Here is a 23,719-nt window from a genome sequence, read left to right as displayed (position 1 = left end):
ATATTAAAGCTTTTCCCCACAATATAGAATCTTCCCTCTAACTATATATAAGCTATTTATGCAATAACCTATATATAATCGTCGGCCGACTTATATATACCTCTATTCGAAGCATATATAAATCTTGACTCAACTGTTATATACCCTATGCTATTATAGTAACCTTTTTGTTTTTATTATATACTGGTAATTTCTTGCTTAAGCATATGTCTTTTATTTCAAATTTTTTACAAAAATAATATAAAGTTATTCTTGTAAAGAAGTTTTATGATTACCATGGATATTTACCTCTTTTTGCATAAGGTAGTAATTTTCCATCAAACTTTATAATTACTCTGCGATTACCATCTTCATCATCAGTAACATCAACATCAAGTCCGAAATCAATGGCACTCATGATAGCGTTTCCACCTTGTTCGTGTATAATATCTTTAATGGCCGGTCCATACGTATCAAGTACTTCATGAAGTCTGTACAATATAGGATCAGTATTCGCTTTATACGGATGATTGTTTAAAAACATGGCTTTTTCCACGCTAATACCAAGAACCTTTGCAATTTTTACACAGTATTCTTCAGGAACCCACTGCTGACCTTTAAATACAGATGCAAGCCATACCTTGTTTACTCCAACTTTCTGTGCAAGTTGTTCATAGTTTAAACCAGATGCTTTTTTGGCAGTTTCCAATTCTTTTAATTCATCAGAAAACTGTAATCTTGATAAATACTCATTATTACTCATTGGCGTCATATTTATATCCCCCTTATATTTCCCTGCTTATTTAATTTTCCAACTAATATTCAAATAAATTGTATTCAATTATTTGAATATTTATAACTTTTTGTATATATTTTATCATCTAATACAATAATTATCAACAAAACCGAATAATTACATCATGCGTACTTTTATATAAAAATTTACGAAGAATTTATTTGTACAGACATGTAACCTAAGTAAAAGTACTTTAACTTAGGTTACTAAATTATAATCAGTTTATTATTATAGTCAGTCTTTTTTAATGAATATATATATTTATTTGGTGTAGTATTGGTGAACTGTTTAAAATCCTTAATCATATGGGATTGATCATAATATCCTAATCTTATGGCTATTTCTGTAAGATCAGAATTGAACATATTCAATTCTAAATTGTTTAAATTACTTAAAAGATTCTGAAATCTCATCATCTTAGAAAATACTTTCGGCGTTAATCCAAATTCTTGAAGAAATATTTTGTTTATATATCTAACAGAATAATTTGTTTCATTTGCAAGTTCTTTAATTTTTATTTGTCCCAGATTTTTAATTATATTGCTAATAAGAAACTTATCTAAATCTTCATGTTTATTTATTACTTTAGAATTATAATATAACTTTAAATATCTATCCATAAATAACTTTATTTGATGATTAAAATTTCTGCTAGAAGTTATGTCCTCAACCAATTTTCTATCTTCTATGACATCTAAAAAAGGAATTTTTGACTCCACAAAACTTGACATATGCGCATTCTTGAATTTAATACAATTTCCAGGCAAAAATCTCACCCCAAATAAGTACTTGTTTCTTTCAGTAAATGCAACTTGCGGATGAAAAACAGTCCCACAAATATATGCATTAGGCTCTTTTTCATCACAACAAAAGTACATATCAATACACCCATCTGGTATTGCAAAAACAGAACTATCCATAGATCCATTATTATAAAAAGCATAAAAATGAGAAATTCCATAATTCATCACAACAGCTTTATAATATCGTGATGAATTCATTACAAAATAAGGCTGTTTGGGAGAAATTATTTTTTTTTGTTTTTCTAGAATCATATTTTCACCACTTTTTAATTTTAATAATATTTTATTGTGAATATAGCATATTTATAATAAAATTAAAATAATTATTTGATTATTGTTGTGGTTTTATTGATAATTTAATATTTAAAATTATATACTGCTTATACTTTTGCCTTAAATCTATCATAACAAAAAGAACTTATATCAAGAGTTGTTCCTTTACTTTCTACCATTTCCGATAAAAGCATACCAACAGTTGGAGATATTCCAAATCCATGTCCAGTAAAAGCACATGCAAGTATAAGTCCTGGAACTTCATCTACAAAACTTATTACCGGTATGTGATCTTTACACTCATCTATCCATCCAGCCCAGGTGCGAATAATTTTTGCATCCTTCAATATCGGAAAATACTTCATTATTCCTCTGCATATACATGGTGCTGTAATGCTTGAAGTTATGGGTGTTCCATTATCTTTGTTATACGCTTCATAACCTGATGAACCACCAAAGACAAATGAACCGTGTTTAGTCTGATGTCCATAAAAATCTGCTGCTGCAGTACCTAACATTTGATAAAACATTGGCGGCTGAGCTTCTGTAACAAGAACTTCCAACAAAACTTTGTTCATTGGAATATCAACGCCAACGGTAGCTGCTATTTTACGGCTTTCGTAACCTGCAGCAAGGATAATATGCTCTCCTTCATAAACATTGTTTTTAGTTACTACTTGTCTTACTTTGCCATTTATTTTTTTGATTTCAACAACTTCCTCTCCTGTTATAAAATGAGCACCTAATTGTCTTGCTTTACAATAAAAACCCAAAGTTGTTATTAATGGATTTGCATGTCCATCAGTAGGACACCAGCTTGCACTAATTACTTCTTCTGAAAGATATGGATTAATTTTTCTTGCTTCATCCCCCGAAATCATCCTTACATCAAGACCGCACTCCTCAGCACTATTTGCAAGCTTCTTCAATATCTTAATATGCTCTTCCGTTTTACCAAGCCTTAAATTACCTTTTTGATAATATTCCACGTCTACCCCTAATTCTTCTGATAAAGTTGGCCAAAGATTTTTTATACCATACATAGCTAATGGAAGTTCTCTCTTATCACGTCCTGATTGACGAACTCCTCCACCATTTCTTGATGAACCACCATTTCCAATATTGTCACCTTTATCGAGGACAATAACAGAACAACCCTTTTTTGATAAATAGTATGCTGCAGAATTACCAATTACACCACTTCCAATAATTATTACATCAGCACAATTTTTCATGCTATTTTCCTCCTTTTCTTTCATTTCCAAGAACTTTCATCTCTACAGGTCTCATAGGCGCACGTGATACAGCCGGTTCCAGTTCTAAAGGAGAAATACTTAACTCTCTTGCTACAATTCCTTTAACTAATTTACCGCAGGTCTGACCCTGACAAAGTCCCATACCTGTTCTTAGGTATCTTCTTATTTCAGTTATAGTAAACATACCATCATGTACTGCTTTTCTAATCTCACCCTTTGTAATCTCTTCACAGCGGCAGATTATCCTACTATCATCAGGCTGTACTTTAAACTCACCTATATTCCTTGATCTATCATTTACTTTACTCATAATCTTACCTCCTATGCCTGCTTAAAGAATCTTACTTTCATTCCCATTTTTTTAGGAACTTTTATTGTCAATAAATTAGTATGATCAAATGCCGGAAGCGATTTAACACCTACAACTTCCGCTTCACATGCTTCTTTACCTCTTCTATCTAAACCAATTCCCTTTATACCTTTTTCCGGTAATGGCAAAAATTCATAAGGAAGCGTTATTGATGCATATTCTTCTTCATAATCTTCATTTACAAGAAATATTGATTGTCCCGAGCAGGATGCTACACACATACCACAGCCAATGCACTTCGATTTTTCATCAACAACTGGAAGAGATGTTATTTTAGCTCCTATTTTAATACATTGCCTTGGACATGCATCTTGGCATGGGTTACATGGAATATTTTGCGAACATTCTATAACAGGATGAATTCCTTTTATAGATTTTACTCCCGGATATTTTATAACCTCTTCATCAGTCAAATATCCTTTCTTGAGTAGATTCTTTGAAACATCAAAACCTTCTTCCGTCTTCTCAATATCTTTTCCCTTATTTTCTGGTCCAAACATTCCCTGTCTTAAACTAGTCAACGCTTGTTCCAATTCTTCTATTTTTGCTTCTAATTGTTCTTTATCAATAAATCCTAATCTACAGGAAACTGCTACACCTGCAATTCTACCTTCAATCATGGCTGAACTTGCTTCTTCAATTCCTGAAACATCTCCTGCTGTAAATATTCCTTTTATAGAAGTTTCACCATACTCATCGCAAACAGGAATATATCCACCTTTTTTAGGTTTTTCCTCCATATTACATCCAGCCATTTTGGTAAGCTGTGACATAGGAGAAAGACCTACTGCCAGACATATGGTATCGACATCAAAATGCTTTTCCGTACCAGGTATTATCTGCCACTTATTATCAACCTCGCCAATAGTAACCCCTTTTACACATTGATCTCCTTCAGCTTTTATTATAGTATGAGATAAGTAAAATGGTACTCCACACCTAGCTATCTTCGCGGCATGAACACCATATCCACCTATTTTAGACGCTGCATCTACAAGTGCTACTACCTGACAGTTTGCCTGCAAAAGCTGATATCCAACAACCAACCCTACATTTCCACTTCCAAGCATAAGTATTCTTTTTCCTGGCTGTACACCGTGAAGGTTCATCATTGTCTGAGCCGCTCCCGCACCTATAACTCCAGGAAGAGTCCATCCATCAAAAGTAACCATATTTTCAGATGCTCCCGTTGCAATTATAACCGCATCTCCCTTATAGTGAACAATTTCATCTTTTATCTTTACAGTAACCTCTTTATCTAAATAAAGACCAATTACTGTAGCATTTAAGACAACTTTTACTCCAACCTCATTTGCTTCCTTTAAAAGTTCCTCCCCTATTTTAAAGCCTCTTATTTTTGCCTTATGCTCTTTTGATCCAAAGAATTTGTGTATTTGTTTAAATAATTGTCCGCCAGGTTTAGCATTTTCATCAAACACTACAACATTAAGTCCTCTTTTCGCTGCTTCTATAGCTGCTGAAAGCCCTGCAGGTCCTGCACCAACAACTATTGCATCATATCTTTTCATACGAATACCTGTCCTTTCCTAAAAAATACTCTAATATTTATACCTCTTTTTTTGCAGAGACTCCATATTGTGTTTGAACCTTCATCCCTTCAGCAAGAGGTGTAACACAAGTTCTTACATTTGGCTTGCCATCTACAACCATAACGCAGTCAGTACATCTCCCAATGGCACAAAATACTCCTCTTGGGAATCCTTTTTTTGTATACCTGTGCACCATTACCCCCGCAGCCTTCAAAGCAGTGGCTATGGGTTCTCCTTCATACCCCTCTATGGTTTTTCCATCAAAATCAAAAGTTACTAAACGTCCTTTATTAGTCTCACCTAAAATTGGGTGTTTTGTAATCCTCATTATAAAATTCTCCTTTCAAGTCAAATAAATTTTCAAAATATGTCTAAGCCATACAAGGTACATCCCATAGATTTAACTTAGTCCCAATACCTCTTTCAACAGCATTCCTATAAACTACAGTACCCCATGCAACATCTTCTACTGGCATACCTCCAATTGAATATATAATAATTTCATCCTTTTTACGATGTACTGGTATCCTTCCAATTAATACATCCCCCAAATCATCAATCTGATCTCTTGTCATCCTGCCTTCTTTAATCAAGTCCATACAATGTACTGCTGGAATTGGTACAGAATTATATGCCGGAAATTCCATTTCTTCTTCCCAAGCTTCATATAACTGAATATTATCAGTAATAGTTCTTGCTCTATTTAAAATAAAATCATCATCAAATCTAGCTGCTGCCGGACAGCATAGTACTGCACCTTTTTTAATCCACTCCTCATTTATATATGGGTATTGACTAATATCCCCAGTGGGACTTGATGTTGCAATGTGTACAATATCACTATCTCTAACAGCCTCTTCCTCTGTGTCTACAATTCTTATATCCTTAATTTGTGGATATTCTTCATTAATGTGTTTAACAAACCCATCAATTGATTTCTTACTTCTTCCTTTAATTTTAACTGTTTCAATTCCCGGTCTAACGGCAATAGTTGCTGCAAGAGCCGTCTTACTCATAACTCCAGGTCCTATAATACCAACTATCTTAGAATTTTCTTTAGCAAAATACTTTACCCCAACCCCAGGAACTGCACCTGTTCTATAAGCACTCAAAACATTAGCTGACATATGTGCAACAGGAGCACCTGTATCCTTGTCATTTAAGGTGAGCATAAGTATTGATCTTGGAAGGCCTTTCCCTTTATTCTCTACATTTGAGCCATACCATTTTACACCAGCCATATCAAATTCTCCTCCTAGATAAGCAGGCATAGCCATAAATCTTCTATCTGGACCGTCCGTAGGCATATTAGGGAATGGAGATTTTTCAGGAAAAGCCATCATTACACCGTGTGAATTTCCATTAGGCCCCCCCATACGATAGTCACCAACCTTTAACAGTTTGAACATTTTTTCCATAGTTTCCACACACCCAGTCATTTCTTTAACGCCAGCCCTAATCATATCTGTTTCACTTAAATAAATAAAATTTATTTTTGTATCCTGCATTGTTCTTATCCTCCTTTAAAATATCTTTTTATATTTGAATTTTATCCTTTGAAGAACTTAATTCTTCTATTACATTTTTTTCAATATAGGAATTGTTTTTAAACTTTGTCATAAAATATATTCCACCAACTACCAGCCATCCTAAGAAAATTATAGGTAATAAATTCATTGGATACGGTGGTACAGGATAAACACTGCCTATTATAGGAACCAAAAGAATAGCAACTGTTATAATTGCCACGACAACATGTTTAATTTTTAAAAGATTATTTCTATATAAATATATAGGTGATGAAATTACACAAAGTGTATAACAAACAAGGAATCCATAGGTTGCAATTGTTCCAAGCCAATTAAATATATCAAAGGCATTATTTCCTAATGTCAATAAAACAGCTGGAACGCTAATTAATATAAATGATGCAGCTATAATAGCTTTATATGGTGTATTATGCTTTGAATGTACAGTGTTAAGAGCATGAGGAAGTATTTTATGAAAACTCATATAAAATATAACCCTTGCACTAGCAGTAATTACTGCCACCATGCATGACCAGAAACTTATCGTTGCGCCAATATTTATCAATAATCCCATTATTGGCACACCATTAGAATTTGCAAGAATTGATATAGGAGATTGTGCATCACTTAATTTTGTAGATAACCCAGCAAAACCTGTAATTTCAATATAAGAAAATACTGTAAATAGAAATCCAACAATCAAAAGACTTACTGTCAATACCTTAGGTATAGTTTTAAGTGGATCTTTAGCTTCCTCCCCAAGAGCTGCTGAACTTTCAAAACCTGTATAAGCAAAGAAGGCAATAACTAACCCCATCCGCAAACTATCAAAGGATACTCCCTTAAGTTTTAACTGAGCATAGTCCAAACTCGAACCTTTATTAACCAATACTACTGCAAAAAGTATAACTATAAGTAATGTTGATATTATTTCAAACAAGAGCATTAGTTTTGCTGATAATTTAACATCTCGAAAAGCTATATATGCAACTGACAATCCACCAATTAAAGCCACTATAACAATAGAAGGTTTTATACCTAAAAGACCTAAAAGCATGGAAGCATAATTAGAAAAACCTGCTAAACATGCTGATCCAGTCATAATATATGCGAGTATTAATCCCCACCCGGCAATCACCCCCACTTTTGGTCCCATCACACTGCTAATGTAGGTATAGAGAGATCCCGGGGATGCTGACCTTTTAGTAAATTGATTGATATTGTATGCTACCAATAGCATTGTAATTGTAGCAAACACATATATAAGCCAGGTACCATTTCCAGAAGCAGCATAAACAACAGGAATTCCTAAAGCTGGACCTACGCTTGGTCCTACGTTAGCAACAGATTGAGCTAAAACTTGAACAAAAGAAAGGCATCCTTTGCGTAACCCTATCGTTCCTTTTTCAACTTTACCGTTTTTTAATTCATTTTCTTTAATTTCCAATTGCATAACAACTCACCCCTATGCATTTTTAATTTTTAATATATAGTCTCTGTTTTTTAAATTATTATTATATTATCATAATAATTTTTAATATAATTGTAAAAAGTAGAACTATTTATTGATAAATTAATATTTGAACATGATTTTGCATCTCAATTATTACAAAATAATTTAATGCAAAATCATGTTCAAAAAATAGCAAAAGTCGTCGATTTTATTACAAATCGACGACTTAACTACACATGCCATTGGAAAACTAAACATTAGGCGAGTGTCATATTATTTAGCATCTTATTAAATTTTTCATACTTTCCGATTGCTTAATAGCTCTTCCAGTAAAGCTCTCCTTTGAGTTAATAACATCCTCCAAAGTACCTTCTACAATAACCTTACCCCCATCTTTTCCACCTTCTGGCCCCATATCTACTATCCATCCTGCTGATTTTATAACATCCAAATTATGTTCTATAACTATAAGAGTATGTCCCGCTCTAAGAAGTTTATCAAAAATAGCAAGCAGCTGGGATACATCATGAAAATGCAGTCCATTTGTAGGCTCGTCGAAGATATATACAGTTTTTCCTTTAGCTTTTCTGCTGAGTTCCTTTGCAAGTTTTACCCTTTGTGCCTCTCCTCCACTTAAGGTTGTGGCACTTTGACCAAGCTTGATATATCCAAGTCCTACTTCTTTTAAAACTTCAAGGACTAAATGTATATCTTTGTAATCTTTAAAGAATTCTGATGCCTCATTGGCATCCATATCCAGCACATCAGCAATGTTCTTTCCATTGATCTTATTTTTAAGCACTTCTTCCTTAAATCTTCTGCCTCCACATTCATCACATTCTATCCATACATCTGGTAAAAAGTGCATTTCTATTTTTATCTGACCCTGACCTTCACAATAGGGACATCTTCCTTTTACTGAGTTAAAGCTGAAATAATCAAAGCCCATATGGTGTTCTTTAGCATATTTTGTATTTGCAAAGACTTTTCGTATTTTATCAAACACTCCTATATAAGTAGCCGGATTAGATCTTGGAGTTCTTCCTATAGGCTCCTGTGAAACATTTATGACCTTATCTAAGTCTTCATATCCTAAAATTTCACTGTAATGTTCTACTTTATTATCCGCTTTATTTAATAAATTTTCTAAGAGAGGTTTTAAAGTTCTGCTTACTAGGCTGCTTTTCCCACTGCCGCTGACTCCAGTTACAACATTTAATGTATTTAACCTGAAGTTTGCTGTAACACTTCTTAAATTATTTAAGTCTGTACCTTTTATCGTAAGGAATCTATTATTTTCTAAATTGTTATACATAGCATCATTGACTTTTAAAGTCTTACTCAAATATTTTCCCGTTAGTGAATTACTATTATTTTTAACAGCATCTAAGCTTCCCTGTGCTATTATTTTTCCACCTAAGACCCCTGCATAAGGGCCTATATCTACAATATAATCTGCATGCTTCATTATTTCTTCATCATGTTCTACAACAATTACTGTATTTCCCTTATCCCTTAACTTTAAGAGCGTGCTTACTAGATTTTCTAAATCCCGGGGATGCAGTCCTGTTGATGGCTCATCTAAAACATAAGTTATGCCTGTAATCTCACTGCTAAGCTGGGCAGCCAGCCTCACTCTCTGGCCTTCACCTCCAGATAAGGTAGGTGCACTCCTGTTTAAAGATAAATAATGGAGGCCAACATCATTTAAAAAAGATAATCTTTTATATATCTCCAAAATTATTTCCTCTGACATCTTGAATATAGAATTCGGAACATGTTCATATATATCTTTAATAAAGCTTAAAGCTTCTCTCACAGACATATTTGAAACCTCTGATATTGTTCTTTTTCCTATTCTGACGCTATTTGCTTCTTTTGATAGTTTTGTACCCTTGCAGACACTGCAAGTATTGAAGCTCATAAATTGTGCATACTTTTTTCTTGTTACCTCGGAATCTGTTTCATAATAAAGTCTAGTTAACTCCGTAACAATTCCTTTAACAGGTTTAAGTGTAGTTTTGCCTCCCATTATAGATGGATACTCTAACTTTTCTTCTCCTGATCCATACAATATTACATCTTGAAAACTCTTAGGTAAATCCCTCCAGGGTGTTTCAATATCTAAATTATAATGATCAAATACAATATCTAAAGGCCCTGTTGGCCATGTAGTTTTATTATTTTCTCTAAGATTTCCAAACCAATTAATAGCACCATCTAAAATGCTTAAGCTTTCATCACCAATTAAAAGCTTTAAATCAACTTCCTGCGTGACACCAAGTCCCTTACAATGAGGACACATTCCCTGAGGAGTATTGGAACTGAAATGTGATGACATAAGAGGTTTAATAAAGGTATGACAGTTAGGACATTCACTTTTTTTATTTTTATAAAGTAGTGTTTTTATTTCTGTTTTACAGTTTTCACAGGTTCTAATACCTATTCTGGAATATAAAAGACGCAGATAATCAGAAATTTCCGTCAAGGTTCCAACGGTAGATCGTGGATTGCTGCTTACACTTTTTTGCTCTATGGCAAGGGATGGGGTTAAGCCTGAAATATATTCAACCTTTGGCTTTTCAATTTTTCCCACACTTTTTTTTGCAAAGGTGGATAAACCTTTAATAAATCTTCGTTGTGCTTCAGCATGTATTATATCAAATACTAAAGTAGATTTTCCGCTTCCACTGACTCCAGTAAATACAATGAGTTTATTCTTTGGCAGTTTCAAAGAAACGTTTTTAAGATTATGATGCTTTGCACCTTTTATAACAATCATATTATCTTCAGATTCTTCATTAATATCTTCATTTATTATAAGTTCTCTAAGCTTAGTACTCATGGTACACCTCCAGCCTTGAATATTTCTTAAGTTCTGAGGTAATAATATACACCTCTTTCAAACTTCTACTTGAAAGAATAATGCATCCAGTAACTGGAGAGTCAATACTTATTTTAATTATTTGATTGGAACTATAAGTTCATCATAGTCCCTTATGGGATTTTTCACATCCTATATTATAAAAAACATTGTACACTTTTTTCTTTCTTACTTATTTTTGATAATGCATCAAAAACCAGGTCAGGCTGATCCATCATCAAAAAGTGTCCTGCATCAGAAATTATGAATATATCTTTACTTGGCGCTTTTATATCTTTAAAATAATCTTCAGCTACAACACGGGGCGCTTGCCAGTCTCTTTCTCCTAAAATATAATATACTGGCACTTTATATTCTTTCGATTCTCTTCGTAAATTAAAGTCCCCAAGGAAACTGTGAACCTTTGAATTTGCCTTAAAAATTTTCATAAATGCTATGATGTCAGAAAACTTAAAAATAGGGCTTTTAAACATAGCTATCCAGATGTCAATGCCTATTTCCATGCCTAATTTATATTTACCTAAAAGCTTATGAACTATATTACATTTTCCCAAAAACTCTTTGTCAAAAACAATTTTGCTGCCAGGATATTCACCTACACTCTCAAGCTTCTTCAATGATTTTTTATCACCTGCCTGATCAATAACTTCTTTAAGTTTATTATAGGCTACCTGCTCATTTTCCACCATACCAACAACCTGTCCAGCACCAATATAGTATTCTACGTCTTCCGGGTGATTTCTGATAAATATTGATCCTAAAACGCTTCCCCAGGAATGGCCAAATATAACAACCTTTTTCTTGTTATATTTTTTCTTAAGATACTGGATAACTTCAAATAAGTCCTGAAGCATCAAATCTATTGTAGGAAGCTTATCTGGATTTTTCGTGAGGGTCTTCCCAGCACCCCTCTGGTCCCAATGAACTACAGTATATATTTCTTCCCATCTATCTTGAAATAATCCTGTAAATAAGGATTCTGCCGAACCTGGCCCTCCATGCAAAAATAGCATCACAGGATTATCAAAGCTTGTTCCTAGATGATACAAGAACTGATCTATTCCATTAATCCTTACATATTCAGAAGTACATATTAACCTGTTGTTTTTATTTCTCATGATTTTTCCTTTCCTCTCTTTGATTTTTTCTTATATTTTCAAATTTCTTTAATATTCTTGCTGCGTCATCTTTCTGACTTTTATCTACTTTTAAATTACTAGCTTCTTCAAAACCATCTTGTTCTTCACCATCAAATCGATACAGTTTTTTAAGCATTCCCCAAATAGTTTCCAGCTCTTCAGTTGAAAAATCTTTAAAAAGCTCTGCCATAAAGAATATTCCTTTTTCTGAAACTTGATACAATACCTGTTTTCCAGTTTCCGTAATTATTACATTGACAGCACGTCTATCTTCATGATTAGGTACAATATCAACATATCCCTTTTTCTGCATGACAGTAACAATTTGTTTTACATTTTGTTTAGTGGAACCAAGCTTTCTTGCAATATTATTGAGGGTAGTTTTACCTTCAGATAAATGAGCAATTGCAACCATGGTCATATACTGCCTTGAAGTCAATTTCCCAAGGTATTCATCTCCTCTTACCTGAAGCTTATTTGCCAGTGAAAATAACGTTCCATAGGTTTGTTCCATTAAAAATATTTCTCTATATGTATCCATAAAAGTTTTTCCTCCAATAGACAATATATTGTCTTACTACAGTTTAATGATACTTTTTATATTTGTCAATATATTGTCTATCATATTATTTCTTAAATAATTGGATAAGACTCTGAAAACAAAGTTATAAAGCTTCAAATAAAAATGCTTCCTCCTTGATATAACAAGGAGGAAGCAAATTAATTTTAATTTCAAATATGTGATATCGTAGTTTTAGATTAACATGTACATTATTTCCTTTTCTTCACTTTTTACCACAACAATTTTTATACTTTTTCCCACTTCCACAAGGACATGGATCATTTCTCCCAGCCTTCTCTTTTTTTATCACAGTAGTAGGATTAAGCTCTTCTGGAGTATATCCTTTTAAAATCCAAAGCCTTGTATTATTGAAAAATTTTATCACCTCATTTCCAATAAGATTTACTTCTTCAATACTTGAAATATCAAAATTTGTTGTAAAAAAGTTGTAAAGTTTATTATAAGCCTTTGTCTTATCCCTGAAATCAATTTTAGCTGCTTCAAATAATTCTTCTTTTTTAAAAGGATAAAAATTCAAATCATCTCTTTTATGCTGATGACAAACTATATCAGAAACATCATCAACTAAAATATTATTTCCAAAATCCCCTTGAAACTCAAATTCATTATAGTAATCTGCTCCATTTTCTAATACAACTTCAAAATTCGTATTTGATATATCAAAATCAATATATCTTTTTATTAGTTCTTTAAAATTTTCAAGTTCAACAACACCATAGTAATTACACATTCCCCAAAAAAGCTTTATGATTTCTTCATTTTTTTCTAACTGCTTTTTTAACTTTTCACTATTTTTATGTAAAATTACTTTTTTTAATTCTTCTGGCACAATAACAACATCTTTTTTATCTATTTCTCCTGTAAATAAAAATGCTCTATTTCTAAAATAGTCAATAGCATTACTTTCTATAGCATAATCACTGACTTCACACATCTTTTCTACTGATATATTTATTAAGGTTTCAAATGCCTCAATATTCATATTTTCTATAATAAACTGTGCCCCTTCTTCATATGAGTCCAGTATTTTATTTTTTAATTCTTCTTTTTTCAATTTTGAAATCTTCTTCATATGCAGATTTTTAGCTATATTTGTCAATTTATCTTTTGTAAATCTGTTCAAATGATATTCAAGAGAAAAATTTTTTTCAATAGGCTGCCAGTTTTTAAGCTCTTTTCTCATTCCAGCATTAATTGCTCTTCTAGCTGCTTTATCAAATGCCATTGAAAAGTCATTATCAAAAGATGATTTCTCATCATCTTCATAAGTATAGGCTTCTTCAACATCATTGTTGTCTTCTTCTATTTTGCTGCCAAAACTTCCAACCGTTATTACTTTACCACTTTTAACATTCGGTAAATACTTGACTTCATCTTCCTTACTTCCATAATATCCACAAACTCCTGCTCTCGGTGAATTTACATAATCTAGTTCTTCTATCATTTCTTCATCATAAGTACAATCTTCAAAACAATCATCGCACAAATATTCTTCATTTTCATAGTCATAGTATGATGCCTTACTGCCGCAATTTGAGCATTTCAAATCTGGTTCATTATTCCTAGCTAATAACTCTATGTTTTTTACCTTATTGGAACATGTAATTTTATCTATAACTTTAATTTCTAAATATGTAGTAGATCCAAAATCATATTCGTATTCTATTTTGTCATTTAAACCTATAACATTTTTAAGCTTTATATTCATATCATTTGAAGATTCTCCAAAAATCCAATCTTCATCTATTTCACTTTCATATCTTTTTCCATATATTTCAAACATGCTCAAATGACCGCAGCATTCTACCCATATATCTCTTAAAAATTGATCTAAATTTTTTAATGTACAATTTATATCTATAGTTATATACATCCAATAATCCTTGTTATATTTAGAATACACTTCTAAAATAAACTTATTTATTTTAGATGAAGATGAGTTTTCATCTAATCCCATAGATTCTTTCATTACTTTACAGCTTTTTATATGTTTTGAAATACCCGCTTTACTAAATTCCCTATTGCAATAATAACATTTTCCTTTCAACAATAATACACCTCTTTCGACTCATACTTAAAGTATTCTAATATAAGTATACCTTATTTTTTACTTTTTAACTTGAATTTATTGGCTATAACTGCTTAACTTATAGGATTTTGTTTGACATAATAAATAGCTTTATCCCCACACTATATAATAAAAAACTTCCATACTGCCAATACTATCTTAAGAATATAAAATGAAAGATGGTGAAAAAACTGCGGCACAGCAGGAAATATTATGGATGTATGCAAACTAGATAACGAAAAACTAAAAGAACTATCTTCCTATATAGATAGTTTGGAAGAAAAAGAAGGTTCACTTATAAGTGTACTTCACAGAGCTCAGGATATATTTGGATACCTTCCTGAAGAATTACAAACATTTATTGCAAATAAACTTGACATTAGTGCGGCAAAAGTATTTGGTGTAGTTACTTTCTATTCATACTTTACAATGAAACCCAAAGGTAAACACGTAATAAGCATATGTATGGGTACAGCTTGTTTTGTTAAAGGTGCAGAAAACATTTTAGAAGAATTTAGGAACCAGCTTAAAGTAAAAGATGGATTTACCACAGAGGACGGATTGTTCACTATAGATATTTTAAGATGTGTTGGAGCTTGCGGCCTTGCACCCGTAGTTGTAGTTGACGGAACAGTCCATGGAAAAGTAAAGGTCGAAGATGTTAAAGGGATATTAAGTCAATATACCTTAAAATAAATATTAGAAATTTATGTGGAGGAAAATATATGGATAAAATAAAATCCTTTGAAGATTTAAGAACTTTAAGAGAAGAGTATAAAGCTAAGATAGCAAACCGTACTTACGGTAATACAAATAAAAATATAAAAAAGACTTTACTTGTATGCGGTGGAACAGGATGTCGTGCTTCAAGAAGCTTAGATATAGTCAATATACTTAAAGCTGAAATTAAAAACGCAGGTCTAGAAAATGCAGTTGATGTCATTTCTACAGGATGTTTTGGATTTTGTGAAAAAGGACCTATCGTCAAAGTTGTACCAGATAATGTTTTTTATGTCGAAGTTAATACCGAGAGAGCAAAGCTAATTGTGTATGAACATATGGCCAAAAATACAGTAGTTGAGGAAGCTTTATATAGAGATCCTATTACTAAAGAAAAAATATCCAAACAAACAGATATTCCATTCTATAAAAATCAAAAAAGAATTGCTCTTAGAAACTGCGGCCTTCTAAACCCTGAAGATATTACAGAATACATAGCAATGAACGGGTACGAAGCTTTAGGCAGAGTTTTAACACAAATGACACCTGACAGCACAATTGATGAAATAAAAAAAAGTGGCTTGAGAGGAAGAGGGGGCGGCGGCTTTCCTACAGGTGTAAAATGGGAAATGACCAAAAAATCCAAATCTGATACAAAGTTTATGATATGTAATGCTGATGAAGGAGATCCCGGTGCCTTTATGGATAGAAGCATACTTGAGGGAGATCCAAATTCTGTACTTGAAGCCATGGCTATTGCAGGTTACTGCATAGGTGCAAATAAAGGTTATATTTATATCAGAGCTGAATATCCTCTTGCAATTAGCAGATTAAAAATTGCTTTAAAGCAAGCTTATAATTTAGGCTTATTGGGTGATAATATTTTGGGTACTAATTTTTCCTTCCATATAGATTTAAAATATGGTGCCGGAGCTTTCATATGCGGTGAGGAAACTGCTCTCATAAATTCCATAGAGGGCGGGCGTGGAGAGCCTACAGTAAAACCTCCTTTTCCTTCCCAAATAGGCCTCTGGAAAAAGCCAACTAACATAAATAATGTAGAAACTCTAGCAAATATCCCCCCTATCATATTAAAAGGCTCCAAGTGGTTTAGTTCTATAGGAACTGAAAAGAGTAAAGGAACCAAAGTTTTTGCTTTAGCAGGCAAGATCAATAATGTTGGCCTTGTGGAGGTACCTATGGGCGTAACCTTACGGGAAATAATATATAATTTAGGCGGAGGTATTCGGGGTGGTAAAAAATTTAAAGCTGTTCAAACTGGTGGTCCTTCTGGCGGGTGCATTCCTGCAGATCATTTAGATACTGCCATTGATTACGAAAGTCTTACTAAAATAGGCTCCATGATGGGTTCCGGTGGAATGATAGTTATGGATGAAGATAATTGCATGGTAAATATAGCTAAATTTTATCTTCAATTTAGTGTAGATGAATCCTGTGGAAAGTGCACTGCCTGTAGAATTGGAAATAAGAGACTTTTAGAAATTTTAGAAAACATCACTAAAGGCAAAGGAACTATGGAAGATCTTGAAAGTTTAAAAGATTTATCCTATGTAATAAAGGATTCAGCCCTATGTGGTCTTGGTCAGACATCACCTAATCCAATTATAAGTACAATGAAATTTTTCTGGGATGAATATGTAGCCCATGTAAAAGATAAACGCTGTCCTGCTGGAGTTTGCACTTCACTTTTAAAATACAATATAAATTCTGAAAAATGTATTGGCTGCACAGCTTGTACAAAGGTATGTCCTAAAGGAGCTATTTCTGGGGAAGTGAAAAAGCCTCATGTAATAGATAAGGCAAAATGTATAAATTGTGGTGCATGTAGTAGTATTTGCAAATTTTCTGCTATTACAAAACAATAACAATTTAAAGAAAGGAGTTTGTAAAAATGGTGAATTTAACTATAAATGATGTAAAAGTTTCTGTTCCAGAAGGCACTACAATTTTAAACGCTGCAAAAAAAGTAAACATAAATATACCTACTCTCTGCTATCTTGATCTTCACGATATAAAAATGGTAAATAGAACTTCCTCCTGCAGAGTCTGTCTTGTTGAAATTGAAGGCAGACGTAACCTTGCACCTTCCTGTTCCACAGAAGCTCTTGAAGGGATGGTCGTTAAAACCAACAGTCCCAGAGCAATAAAAGCAAGGCGTACTATGGTAGAGCTTTTATTATCAGATCATCCTACCGACTGTCTTGTATGTGAAAAAAATACTCAATGTCAACTTCAATCAATTGCTGCTGAATTAGGTATAAGAAAAATTAGATATAAAGGTGATATGTCAAATTACAAAAAAGATTCCTCAAGTGGAGCTATATATAGAAATCTTGATAAATGCATAATGTGCAGACGATGTGAAACCATGTGCAATGAAGTGCAAACCTGTCAGGTTTACTCTGCAGTAGATAGAGGCTTCGAAACTGTAGTATCCCCTGCATTTGGTCGCCCTATGGTTGATACACAATGCACATTTTGTGGTCAATGTGTATCCGTATGTCCAACTGCTGCATTAACTGAAGTAAGTAATGTATCCAAAGTATGGGAAGTACTAGCTGATCCTGATAAATATGTAGTAGTTCAAACTGCCCCTGCTATAAGAGTTACTTTAGGTGAAAAATTCGGTATAGAACCTGGAACTATCGTAACCGGCAAAATGGCTGCAGCTCTTAGAAGATTGGGATTTGATAAGGTATGTGATACAGACTTTGCAGCAGATGTAACTATTTTAGAAGAGGCACATGAATTTATAGATAGACTTCAAAATGGTGGAAGACTTCCAATACTCACAAGCTGCTGTCCCAGCTGGGTTAAATTTATAGAACATCAATTTCCTGATCTTTTAGATATCCCCTCAACCTGTAAGTCTCCACACATAATGTTTGGTACTTTAGCCAAAACATATATGGCCGAAAAATTGAATATTGATCCATCTAAAATTGTAGTAGTTTCAGTTATGCCATGTATTGCAAAAAAATATGAAGTAAGCAGAAAAGAACTTCAATATGAGGGTCATAAAAATGTTGACTTCGTAATCACTACAAGGGAACTTGCAAACATGATAGAAGAAGCAGGAATAGATTTTAATAAACTCCCAGATGAAGACTTTGATAAACCTTTCGGAGAATCTACAGGTGCCTCCGTAATATTTGGAACCACCGGCGGCGTAATTGAAGCAGCTCTTAGAACTGCTTATGAATGGATTACTGGAGAGACTTTAAAAAAAGTAGAATTTCATGGTGTAAGAGGACTTGATGGACTTAAGGAAGCGAATATAAATATTGGTGGTAAAGAAATAAACATTGGCGTAGCTCACGGTCTTGGCAACGCAAGAAAACTTCTTGAGGAAATAGAATCTGGCGAATCAAAATATCATGCTATAGAAATAATGGCTTGTCCTGGAGGATGTATTGACGGAGGAGGTCAGCCATATCATTTTGGGAATTTAGATATTGTAAAGAAACGAATGGAAGCTTTATATAGAGAAGATAGAAATAAACCTCTCAGAAAATCTCATGAAAATCCCGAGGTTCAAGCTCTATATAAAGAATTTATTGGTGATGTAGGTGGAAAAAAAGCTCATGATCTCCTTCACACCCATTATACAAAAAGGCAAAAGTTGTAACTTTATCTTTAAATATTGAAGTCCTCCTGAATTATTGTATTAAAATAAATACTAATTCCAGGAGGAACTATTTTTATATGCTATAATATTATTATAAGTACAACAAAACATTTAATTCTAAGGATGTGTGGCAGTTTGGGCATATTTAGCAATATATTTTCTTCAAAATACAAGTCAATTTATAGATCCATTGAAGAAGGAAATATAAATGAAATAAAAGATTACTTAAACGAAGACAATGATTTGGATTCCGACTTTGAAATTCAGAGTATACTTCATTATGCTATCGACAATTGCGGAAACAACTATTTTGAGACAATTAAACTTTTAATAAACAGCGGTGTAGATATCAACAGCCATCAAAGTAAATTCATGGAAACTCCCCTGCACAAACTTTGTGCAAGAGCAGCCCCCCATATTGACTTGATAACTATGATATTAAAAAGAGGAGCTGAAGTTAATGCAATCAATAGTCTTGGTAAAACTCCTATATTTTACTGCAGCTTTAATTATTCCGTAGAACTTTTGAATCTCCTTGTAAAATACGGTGCAGATATAAATGCACGGGATAAATATGAAAATACTCTCCTCCATGACGACTATATCAATTGTTTTGAAGAACATTTTGAAAAATTTTTAAAAGCACTCTTAAACTTCGGTTTTGATATAAACTCGAAAAATGCTTCAGGGTTAACTCCCATGGCTCTTTGTAAAAATAAAAAAATCGAAAATATTTTATCAAAATATGGTGGAATTAAATTTTAAATTGAAATAGTTTATTTTCATATGGTGCCTTGTGGAATTATCTTCACAAGGCACTTCTTTTAATACACTTGTAGAAATTAATGCCAAGATTTAACTAAAAAGCTCCTCAATATCTTTTTCTTCCATATTGGAAAGCAAAATTTCCTCTCCAGTATTTTCTTCTATAACATCCTTTATTATTTCTTCCTTTTTCTCCTGTATTTTGTGTATTTTCTCTTCTATAGTTCCTTTAGCAATAAGTCTAATAACCTCTACCGTTTTCTTCTGTCCAATTCTATGAGCTCTGTCTGAAGCCTGATTTTCTACTGCTGGATTCCACCAGGGGTCATAATGAATTACTATATCTGCAGAAGTTAGATTTAATCCCGTTCCACCAGCTTTAAGAGATATTAAAAATATAGGAATTTCCCCTTCATTAAACTCCCTGACCATTTCTCCTCTTTTTTCTGCTTTTACGCTGCCATCAAGGTACATATACTTTATATTTTCATTTTTGAACATATCCCCAATATTTTTAAGTACAGAGGTAAATTGAGAAAATAGCAATATCTTATGCCCATCATTTACACTATTCTGTACTATATCCATAAGGGCTTCCATTTTTCCATTATCACTCTCATAGTTTTCTATAAAAGTAGATGGATCACAACATATTTGTCTAAGTCTTGTAATTACAGAAAGTATCTTTATTTTACTTTTATTAATGCCTTTATCTCTTATTTCATTATTCAATTCCTCTTTAGCTTGCCCAAGGTAAGCTGCGTATACTTTCTTTTGATCCTCTGTCATATCTATCACCATATTATGTTCAATTTTAGGAGGAAGTTCTTTTATGACATCCTTCTTAAGCCTTCTAAGAATAAAAGGTCTAATATGTTTGTTCAATTCCTCTAAAGCTTTTTTATCACCATTCTTTATAATAGGTATTTCATATTTTTGACTAAACTTTCCATGACTTAATAAATATCCCGGCATGATAAAATCAAAGATTGACCATAATTCTGTAATAGAATTTTCAATAGGGGTTCCTGTTAGTGCAAAATAGCTGCCAGCTTTAATGGATTTTACACTTTGAGCATTTAAAGAATTAGGATTCTTTATATTTTGAGCCTCATCTAAAAAGCAGTGTCTAAATTTTATAGCTTTATATTCCTCTATATCTCTTTTAATAAGTGCATAGGAAGTTATAACTATGTCCGCCTCATTCATTTCTTTTAACTGACTTTCTCTTGCATCCTTGCTGCCTGATACAACTAAACATTTTAAATCCGATTGAAATTTATTTATTTCACTTTCCCAATTGTAAACTAAAGATGTAGGACACACCACCAAAGAAGGCTGCTTTTCCTCATTTTCATCTACCTCTGATTTTATAAAAGCTATAGCCTGAAGAGTTTTTCCAAGACCCATTTCATCTGCTAAAATGCCTCCAAAACCGCAGCTTGAAAGAGTTTTAAACCACTTAAATCCAAATTTTTGATACCCTCTCATAATGTTATCCAGTTTTTCTGGAATTGTATAATCAATGTCACCTATATCCTTTATATTATTTATAAGTTCTCTAAACTTCTTATCTCTTTGAACAAAAGTTATATTGTTTTCCTTAAGACTTGTATCTATATAAATAGAATTATATTTAGAAAGAACTATTTTATCCTTTTCAAGATCTGAAGTCTTTATATTTAAGTAATCTATCATATCCGACATATTTTGAAGTTCTCCAGCTTGCAGAGGAATAAAGCCTCCATTTTTAAGCCTGTAATATTTCTTCTTTTGTTTTAATGCATCAAATACGTGCTTTAACTCTTCTCTATTTACGCCATCAATATTAAAGGTAAATTCTAAAAGATCTTCATCATTTAATCTTATGTTGGATTTATAGCTTTTAGAGTTATAAATTCTTATATCTTTAAAGGCATCTGAATAGTAAATTTCTGCGGATTCCTGAAGTTTTTCCAGTCCTTCTCCCACAAAATCTAAAATTTTATTCTCATCCTCTAAAATGAATTTAAATTTTCCCTTTTCAAATTGAAAAGCAGTCAAGATATCTACTATAGCTGCTTCTTCCTCAATATCTCTAACCAATACCTTCTCATCATATTTTCTTGCCTCATCATCCTTTAAAGGATTTATATCTATATTTCCATATTTAAATATTACATCACAAACTACAGCATCTTTATCCTTATCAAAGTAAAGACAAGGCTTTAAAGGTTCTTCATAGAATTTATCTTTAATACTGTTATTCACTGTTACCTTTGTACCTATCTTCTTTAAAGCTGGAATTATATACGACGCTATTTCTTCACTTTCACTTTGCTGAAAAGTAATTTCAGAGTTTTTTTGTTCAATAAAAGTATTGTAAAATGCTTTATACACCCTTACCTGTTCATTTGTGGGCATATATATTTTATTATTATAATAAAAATAATTTCCACTTTTGACTAAAGCTTTAGGCAACTTTGAGATTTGAGATAAAATTATATTATTCCCATTGCTGTCTAATTTAAATTCTAAGGGGAAATTTTCTTTTACTACTTTAACTTCACTGTAGTTATCATCATTTATTACTAAATCTATAGCTGTTTCTCCTATATTATCAAGAAATTTTTTTAAGTTACTTTCCGTAAGCCTTGCCTTTTTTCCGCTTAAAAATTTTGCTGTTTTGCTATAATGATAACCATACATTACCATATTCTCTGTAACTCTGTCTATTTCATATAGATCTTTAAGCATACTCAAAATAAATTTATCTTCATCCTTAAACCTGTGTAAATATGAGTTATATGTAAAGCTTTTACCAAACTCCAGCTCATTATGTTCTATAACTGCCTCTAAAAAACTCTTCATATTCTTTACTACATAAAGCTTTTCTTCTCCCACCTTTAATTCTAGAAAAGCTTCACTTTCTCTGCGGCTAATATTAAATTGGAGTTTACACTGCAGATTTAAAGTCTTAGTTTCCAGCTTTGTCTTAGGAGATATTAGACTTTTTTTTAATTGTTGAATTAATTTACTATTTTTCTTTATGCCTGATTTATTTTTTTCTCGAACATATTTTATAAGCACCGCAGCTATATGCTTACATGGAGCATTATAATTATAATATGCCTTGCAGTCACAATGACAACTTATGTTTTCATTGGTATTTGGATATATTATTCTTACATTATACTTTATAAGCATTTGTGAAGAAGACTTCACTTTTCCCTCAATAGTAGTTTTTTTCCACCCTAATTCTTCTTCAGTACTTACACTCAAATTTTCTACTTGATCGTTTTCATAACATGTAATACCTTTTTCATACGTTTCAAAATTTAAACTGTCTCTTATTATACCTTCATTTAGTTCAAACAAATTTATTCACTCCTGTTTATGCCTCTGAAAGGAAATAATTTATCCCTGTTAAACATTCTAGCACATAATAGTATTTTTAAACATGTTTCTAAATTATTTTTATTGAAATAAAACTAAAAATTTTCTATCAATATCTTTGTAAAAAATAGTAAAATCAAATATTTTTATAGCCTAACGATATACTCACTTACCAGTTCTTTAAATAAATGTAATGAAATACAATTTTATTAAAAATAATTTTTTTTACTCAAATTGTATAATAGCTATTGATATGTAAAAATTTTTATGGTAAGATTTAAAATAATAAATTTAAAAATTTTTGTACTTCTATTAAAAATGATGATGAAGAGAAAACTAATTTAAATTAATTACAGAGAACCGGGCAAGGTGAGAGCCGGACTAAAAGATTAGCAATAATCACTTCTGAATTGTATAGCTGAATATAAGTAGGTTCTATCGTAAATCTGCGTTAAAGATACGGTTTGTTAGAACCTTGAGAGGCTGTTGTCATAAGATAACAGTGAATTAGAGTGGTACAGTGTTAA

17 protein-coding genes are annotated in these 23,719 nt (G+C 32.3%); 4 read left to right on the top strand and 13 right to left on the bottom strand.

Annotated features, from left to right (window positions below):
* Nucleotides 1-271 precede the first annotated feature (271 nt).
* The 12 genes from DMR38_RS07495 to DMR38_RS22500 form a co-directional block, all read right to left on the bottom strand.
* Nucleotides 272-751 carry a helix-turn-helix domain-containing protein gene (locus DMR38_RS07495; protein WP_127720701.1) on the bottom strand — a complete coding sequence of 160 codons (480 nt, stop codon included), beginning with the start codon at nucleotides 749-751 and terminating at the stop codon, nucleotides 272-274.
* 230 nt (nucleotides 752-981) lie between these two features.
* Nucleotides 982-1,830: a helix-turn-helix domain-containing protein gene (locus DMR38_RS07490; RefSeq protein WP_127720700.1), complete on the bottom strand. Its 849-nt coding sequence runs from the start codon at nucleotides 1,828-1,830 to the stop codon at nucleotides 982-984.
* A gap of 128 nt (nucleotides 1,831-1,958) precedes the next feature.
* A complete protein-coding gene (locus DMR38_RS07485; RefSeq protein ID WP_127720699.1) occupies nucleotides 1,959-3,086 on the bottom strand; it encodes an FAD-binding oxidoreductase in 1,128 nt (375 codons plus the stop codon).
* 1 nt (nucleotide 3,087) lies between these two features.
* The gene (locus DMR38_RS07480; protein ID WP_127720698.1) at nucleotides 3,088-3,417 is read right to left on the bottom strand and encodes a (2Fe-2S)-binding protein; all 330 of its coding nucleotides are present in this window, start codon (nucleotides 3,415-3,417) and stop codon (nucleotides 3,088-3,090) included.
* 11 nt (nucleotides 3,418-3,428) lie between these two features.
* Complete coding sequence (locus DMR38_RS07475) at nucleotides 3,429-5,006, bottom strand: FAD-dependent oxidoreductase (protein ID WP_127720697.1); 1,578 nt, start codon at nucleotides 5,004-5,006, stop codon at nucleotides 3,429-3,431.
* Nucleotides 5,007-5,043: 37 nt separating this feature from the next.
* On the bottom strand, nucleotides 5,044-5,355 hold the full coding sequence (locus DMR38_RS07470; RefSeq protein WP_127720696.1) for a (2Fe-2S)-binding protein: 312 nt from the start codon (nucleotides 5,353-5,355) through the stop codon (nucleotides 5,044-5,046).
* Nucleotides 5,356-5,398: 43 nt separating this feature from the next.
* Nucleotides 5,399-6,535, bottom strand: a complete 1,137-nt coding sequence (locus DMR38_RS07465; RefSeq protein ID WP_127720695.1) for a tyramine oxidase subunit B — start codon at nucleotides 6,533-6,535, stop codon at nucleotides 5,399-5,401.
* 28 nt (nucleotides 6,536-6,563) lie between these two features.
* Entirely contained in the window at nucleotides 6,564-8,009 is a 1,446-nt protein-coding gene (locus DMR38_RS07460; RefSeq protein WP_127720694.1) for an APC family permease, read from the bottom strand.
* A 277-nt stretch (nucleotides 8,010-8,286) separates the two neighbouring features.
* A complete protein-coding gene (gene uvrA / locus DMR38_RS07455; protein ID WP_127720693.1) occupies nucleotides 8,287-10,854 on the bottom strand; it encodes an excinuclease ABC subunit UvrA in 2,568 nt (855 codons plus the stop codon).
* Nucleotides 10,855-11,030: 176 nt separating this feature from the next.
* Nucleotides 11,031-12,011 (bottom strand): alpha/beta hydrolase, encoded by a 981-nt coding sequence (locus DMR38_RS07450; RefSeq protein ID WP_127720692.1) that lies wholly within the window; start codon nucleotides 12,009-12,011, stop codon nucleotides 11,031-11,033.
* A complete protein-coding gene (locus DMR38_RS07445) occupies nucleotides 12,001-12,573 on the bottom strand; it encodes a MarR family transcriptional regulator (protein ID WP_127720691.1) in 573 nt (190 codons plus the stop codon). The genes DMR38_RS07450 and DMR38_RS07445 overlap by 11 nt, the downstream gene beginning before the upstream one ends.
* 244 nt (nucleotides 12,574-12,817) lie before the next feature.
* A complete protein-coding gene (locus DMR38_RS22500) occupies nucleotides 12,818-14,665 on the bottom strand; it encodes an SEC-C metal-binding domain-containing protein (protein ID WP_207670777.1) in 1,848 nt (615 codons plus the stop codon).
* A gap of 231 nt (nucleotides 14,666-14,896) precedes the next feature.
* On the opposite strand from DMR38_RS22500, the gene DMR38_RS07435 reads away from it, so the two are divergent.
* The 4 genes from DMR38_RS07435 (at nucleotide 14,897) to DMR38_RS07420 (ending at nucleotide 19,817) form a co-directional block, all read left to right on the top strand.
* Nucleotides 14,897-15,379 carry an NAD(P)H-dependent oxidoreductase subunit E gene (locus DMR38_RS07435; protein WP_013238137.1) on the top strand — a complete coding sequence of 161 codons (483 nt, stop codon included), beginning with the start codon at nucleotides 14,897-14,899 and terminating at the stop codon, nucleotides 15,377-15,379.
* A gap of 29 nt (nucleotides 15,380-15,408) precedes the next feature.
* Nucleotides 15,409-17,289, top strand: a complete 1,881-nt coding sequence (locus DMR38_RS07430) for an NADH-quinone oxidoreductase subunit NuoF (RefSeq protein WP_127720690.1) — start codon at nucleotides 15,409-15,411, stop codon at nucleotides 17,287-17,289.
* Nucleotides 17,290-17,315: 26 nt separating this feature from the next.
* On the top strand, nucleotides 17,316-19,052 hold the full coding sequence (locus DMR38_RS07425; protein WP_127720689.1) for an NADH-dependent [FeFe] hydrogenase, group A6: 1,737 nt from the start codon (nucleotides 17,316-17,318) through the stop codon (nucleotides 19,050-19,052).
* 135 nt (nucleotides 19,053-19,187) lie between these two features.
* Nucleotides 19,188-19,817 (top strand): ankyrin repeat domain-containing protein, encoded by a 630-nt coding sequence (locus DMR38_RS07420; protein WP_243124483.1) that lies wholly within the window; start codon nucleotides 19,188-19,190, stop codon nucleotides 19,815-19,817.
* 90 nt (nucleotides 19,818-19,907) lie between these two features.
* Here the strand turns inward: DMR38_RS07420 and DMR38_RS07415 are convergent, their stop codons facing one another.
* Entirely contained in the window at nucleotides 19,908-23,180 is a 3,273-nt protein-coding gene (locus tag DMR38_RS07415; protein WP_175413121.1) for a DEAD/DEAH box helicase, read from the bottom strand.
* Nucleotides 23,181-23,719: the final 539 nt, after the last annotated feature.

The sequence above is a fragment of the Clostridium sp. AWRP genome (assembly GCF_004006395.2).
In the GTDB taxonomy this organism is placed as follows: Bacteria; Bacillota; Clostridia; order Clostridiales; family Clostridiaceae; genus Clostridium_B.
The sequence above is the reverse complement of the archived record's forward strand: the minus strand, read 5'-3'. Positions and strand labels throughout refer to the sequence as shown.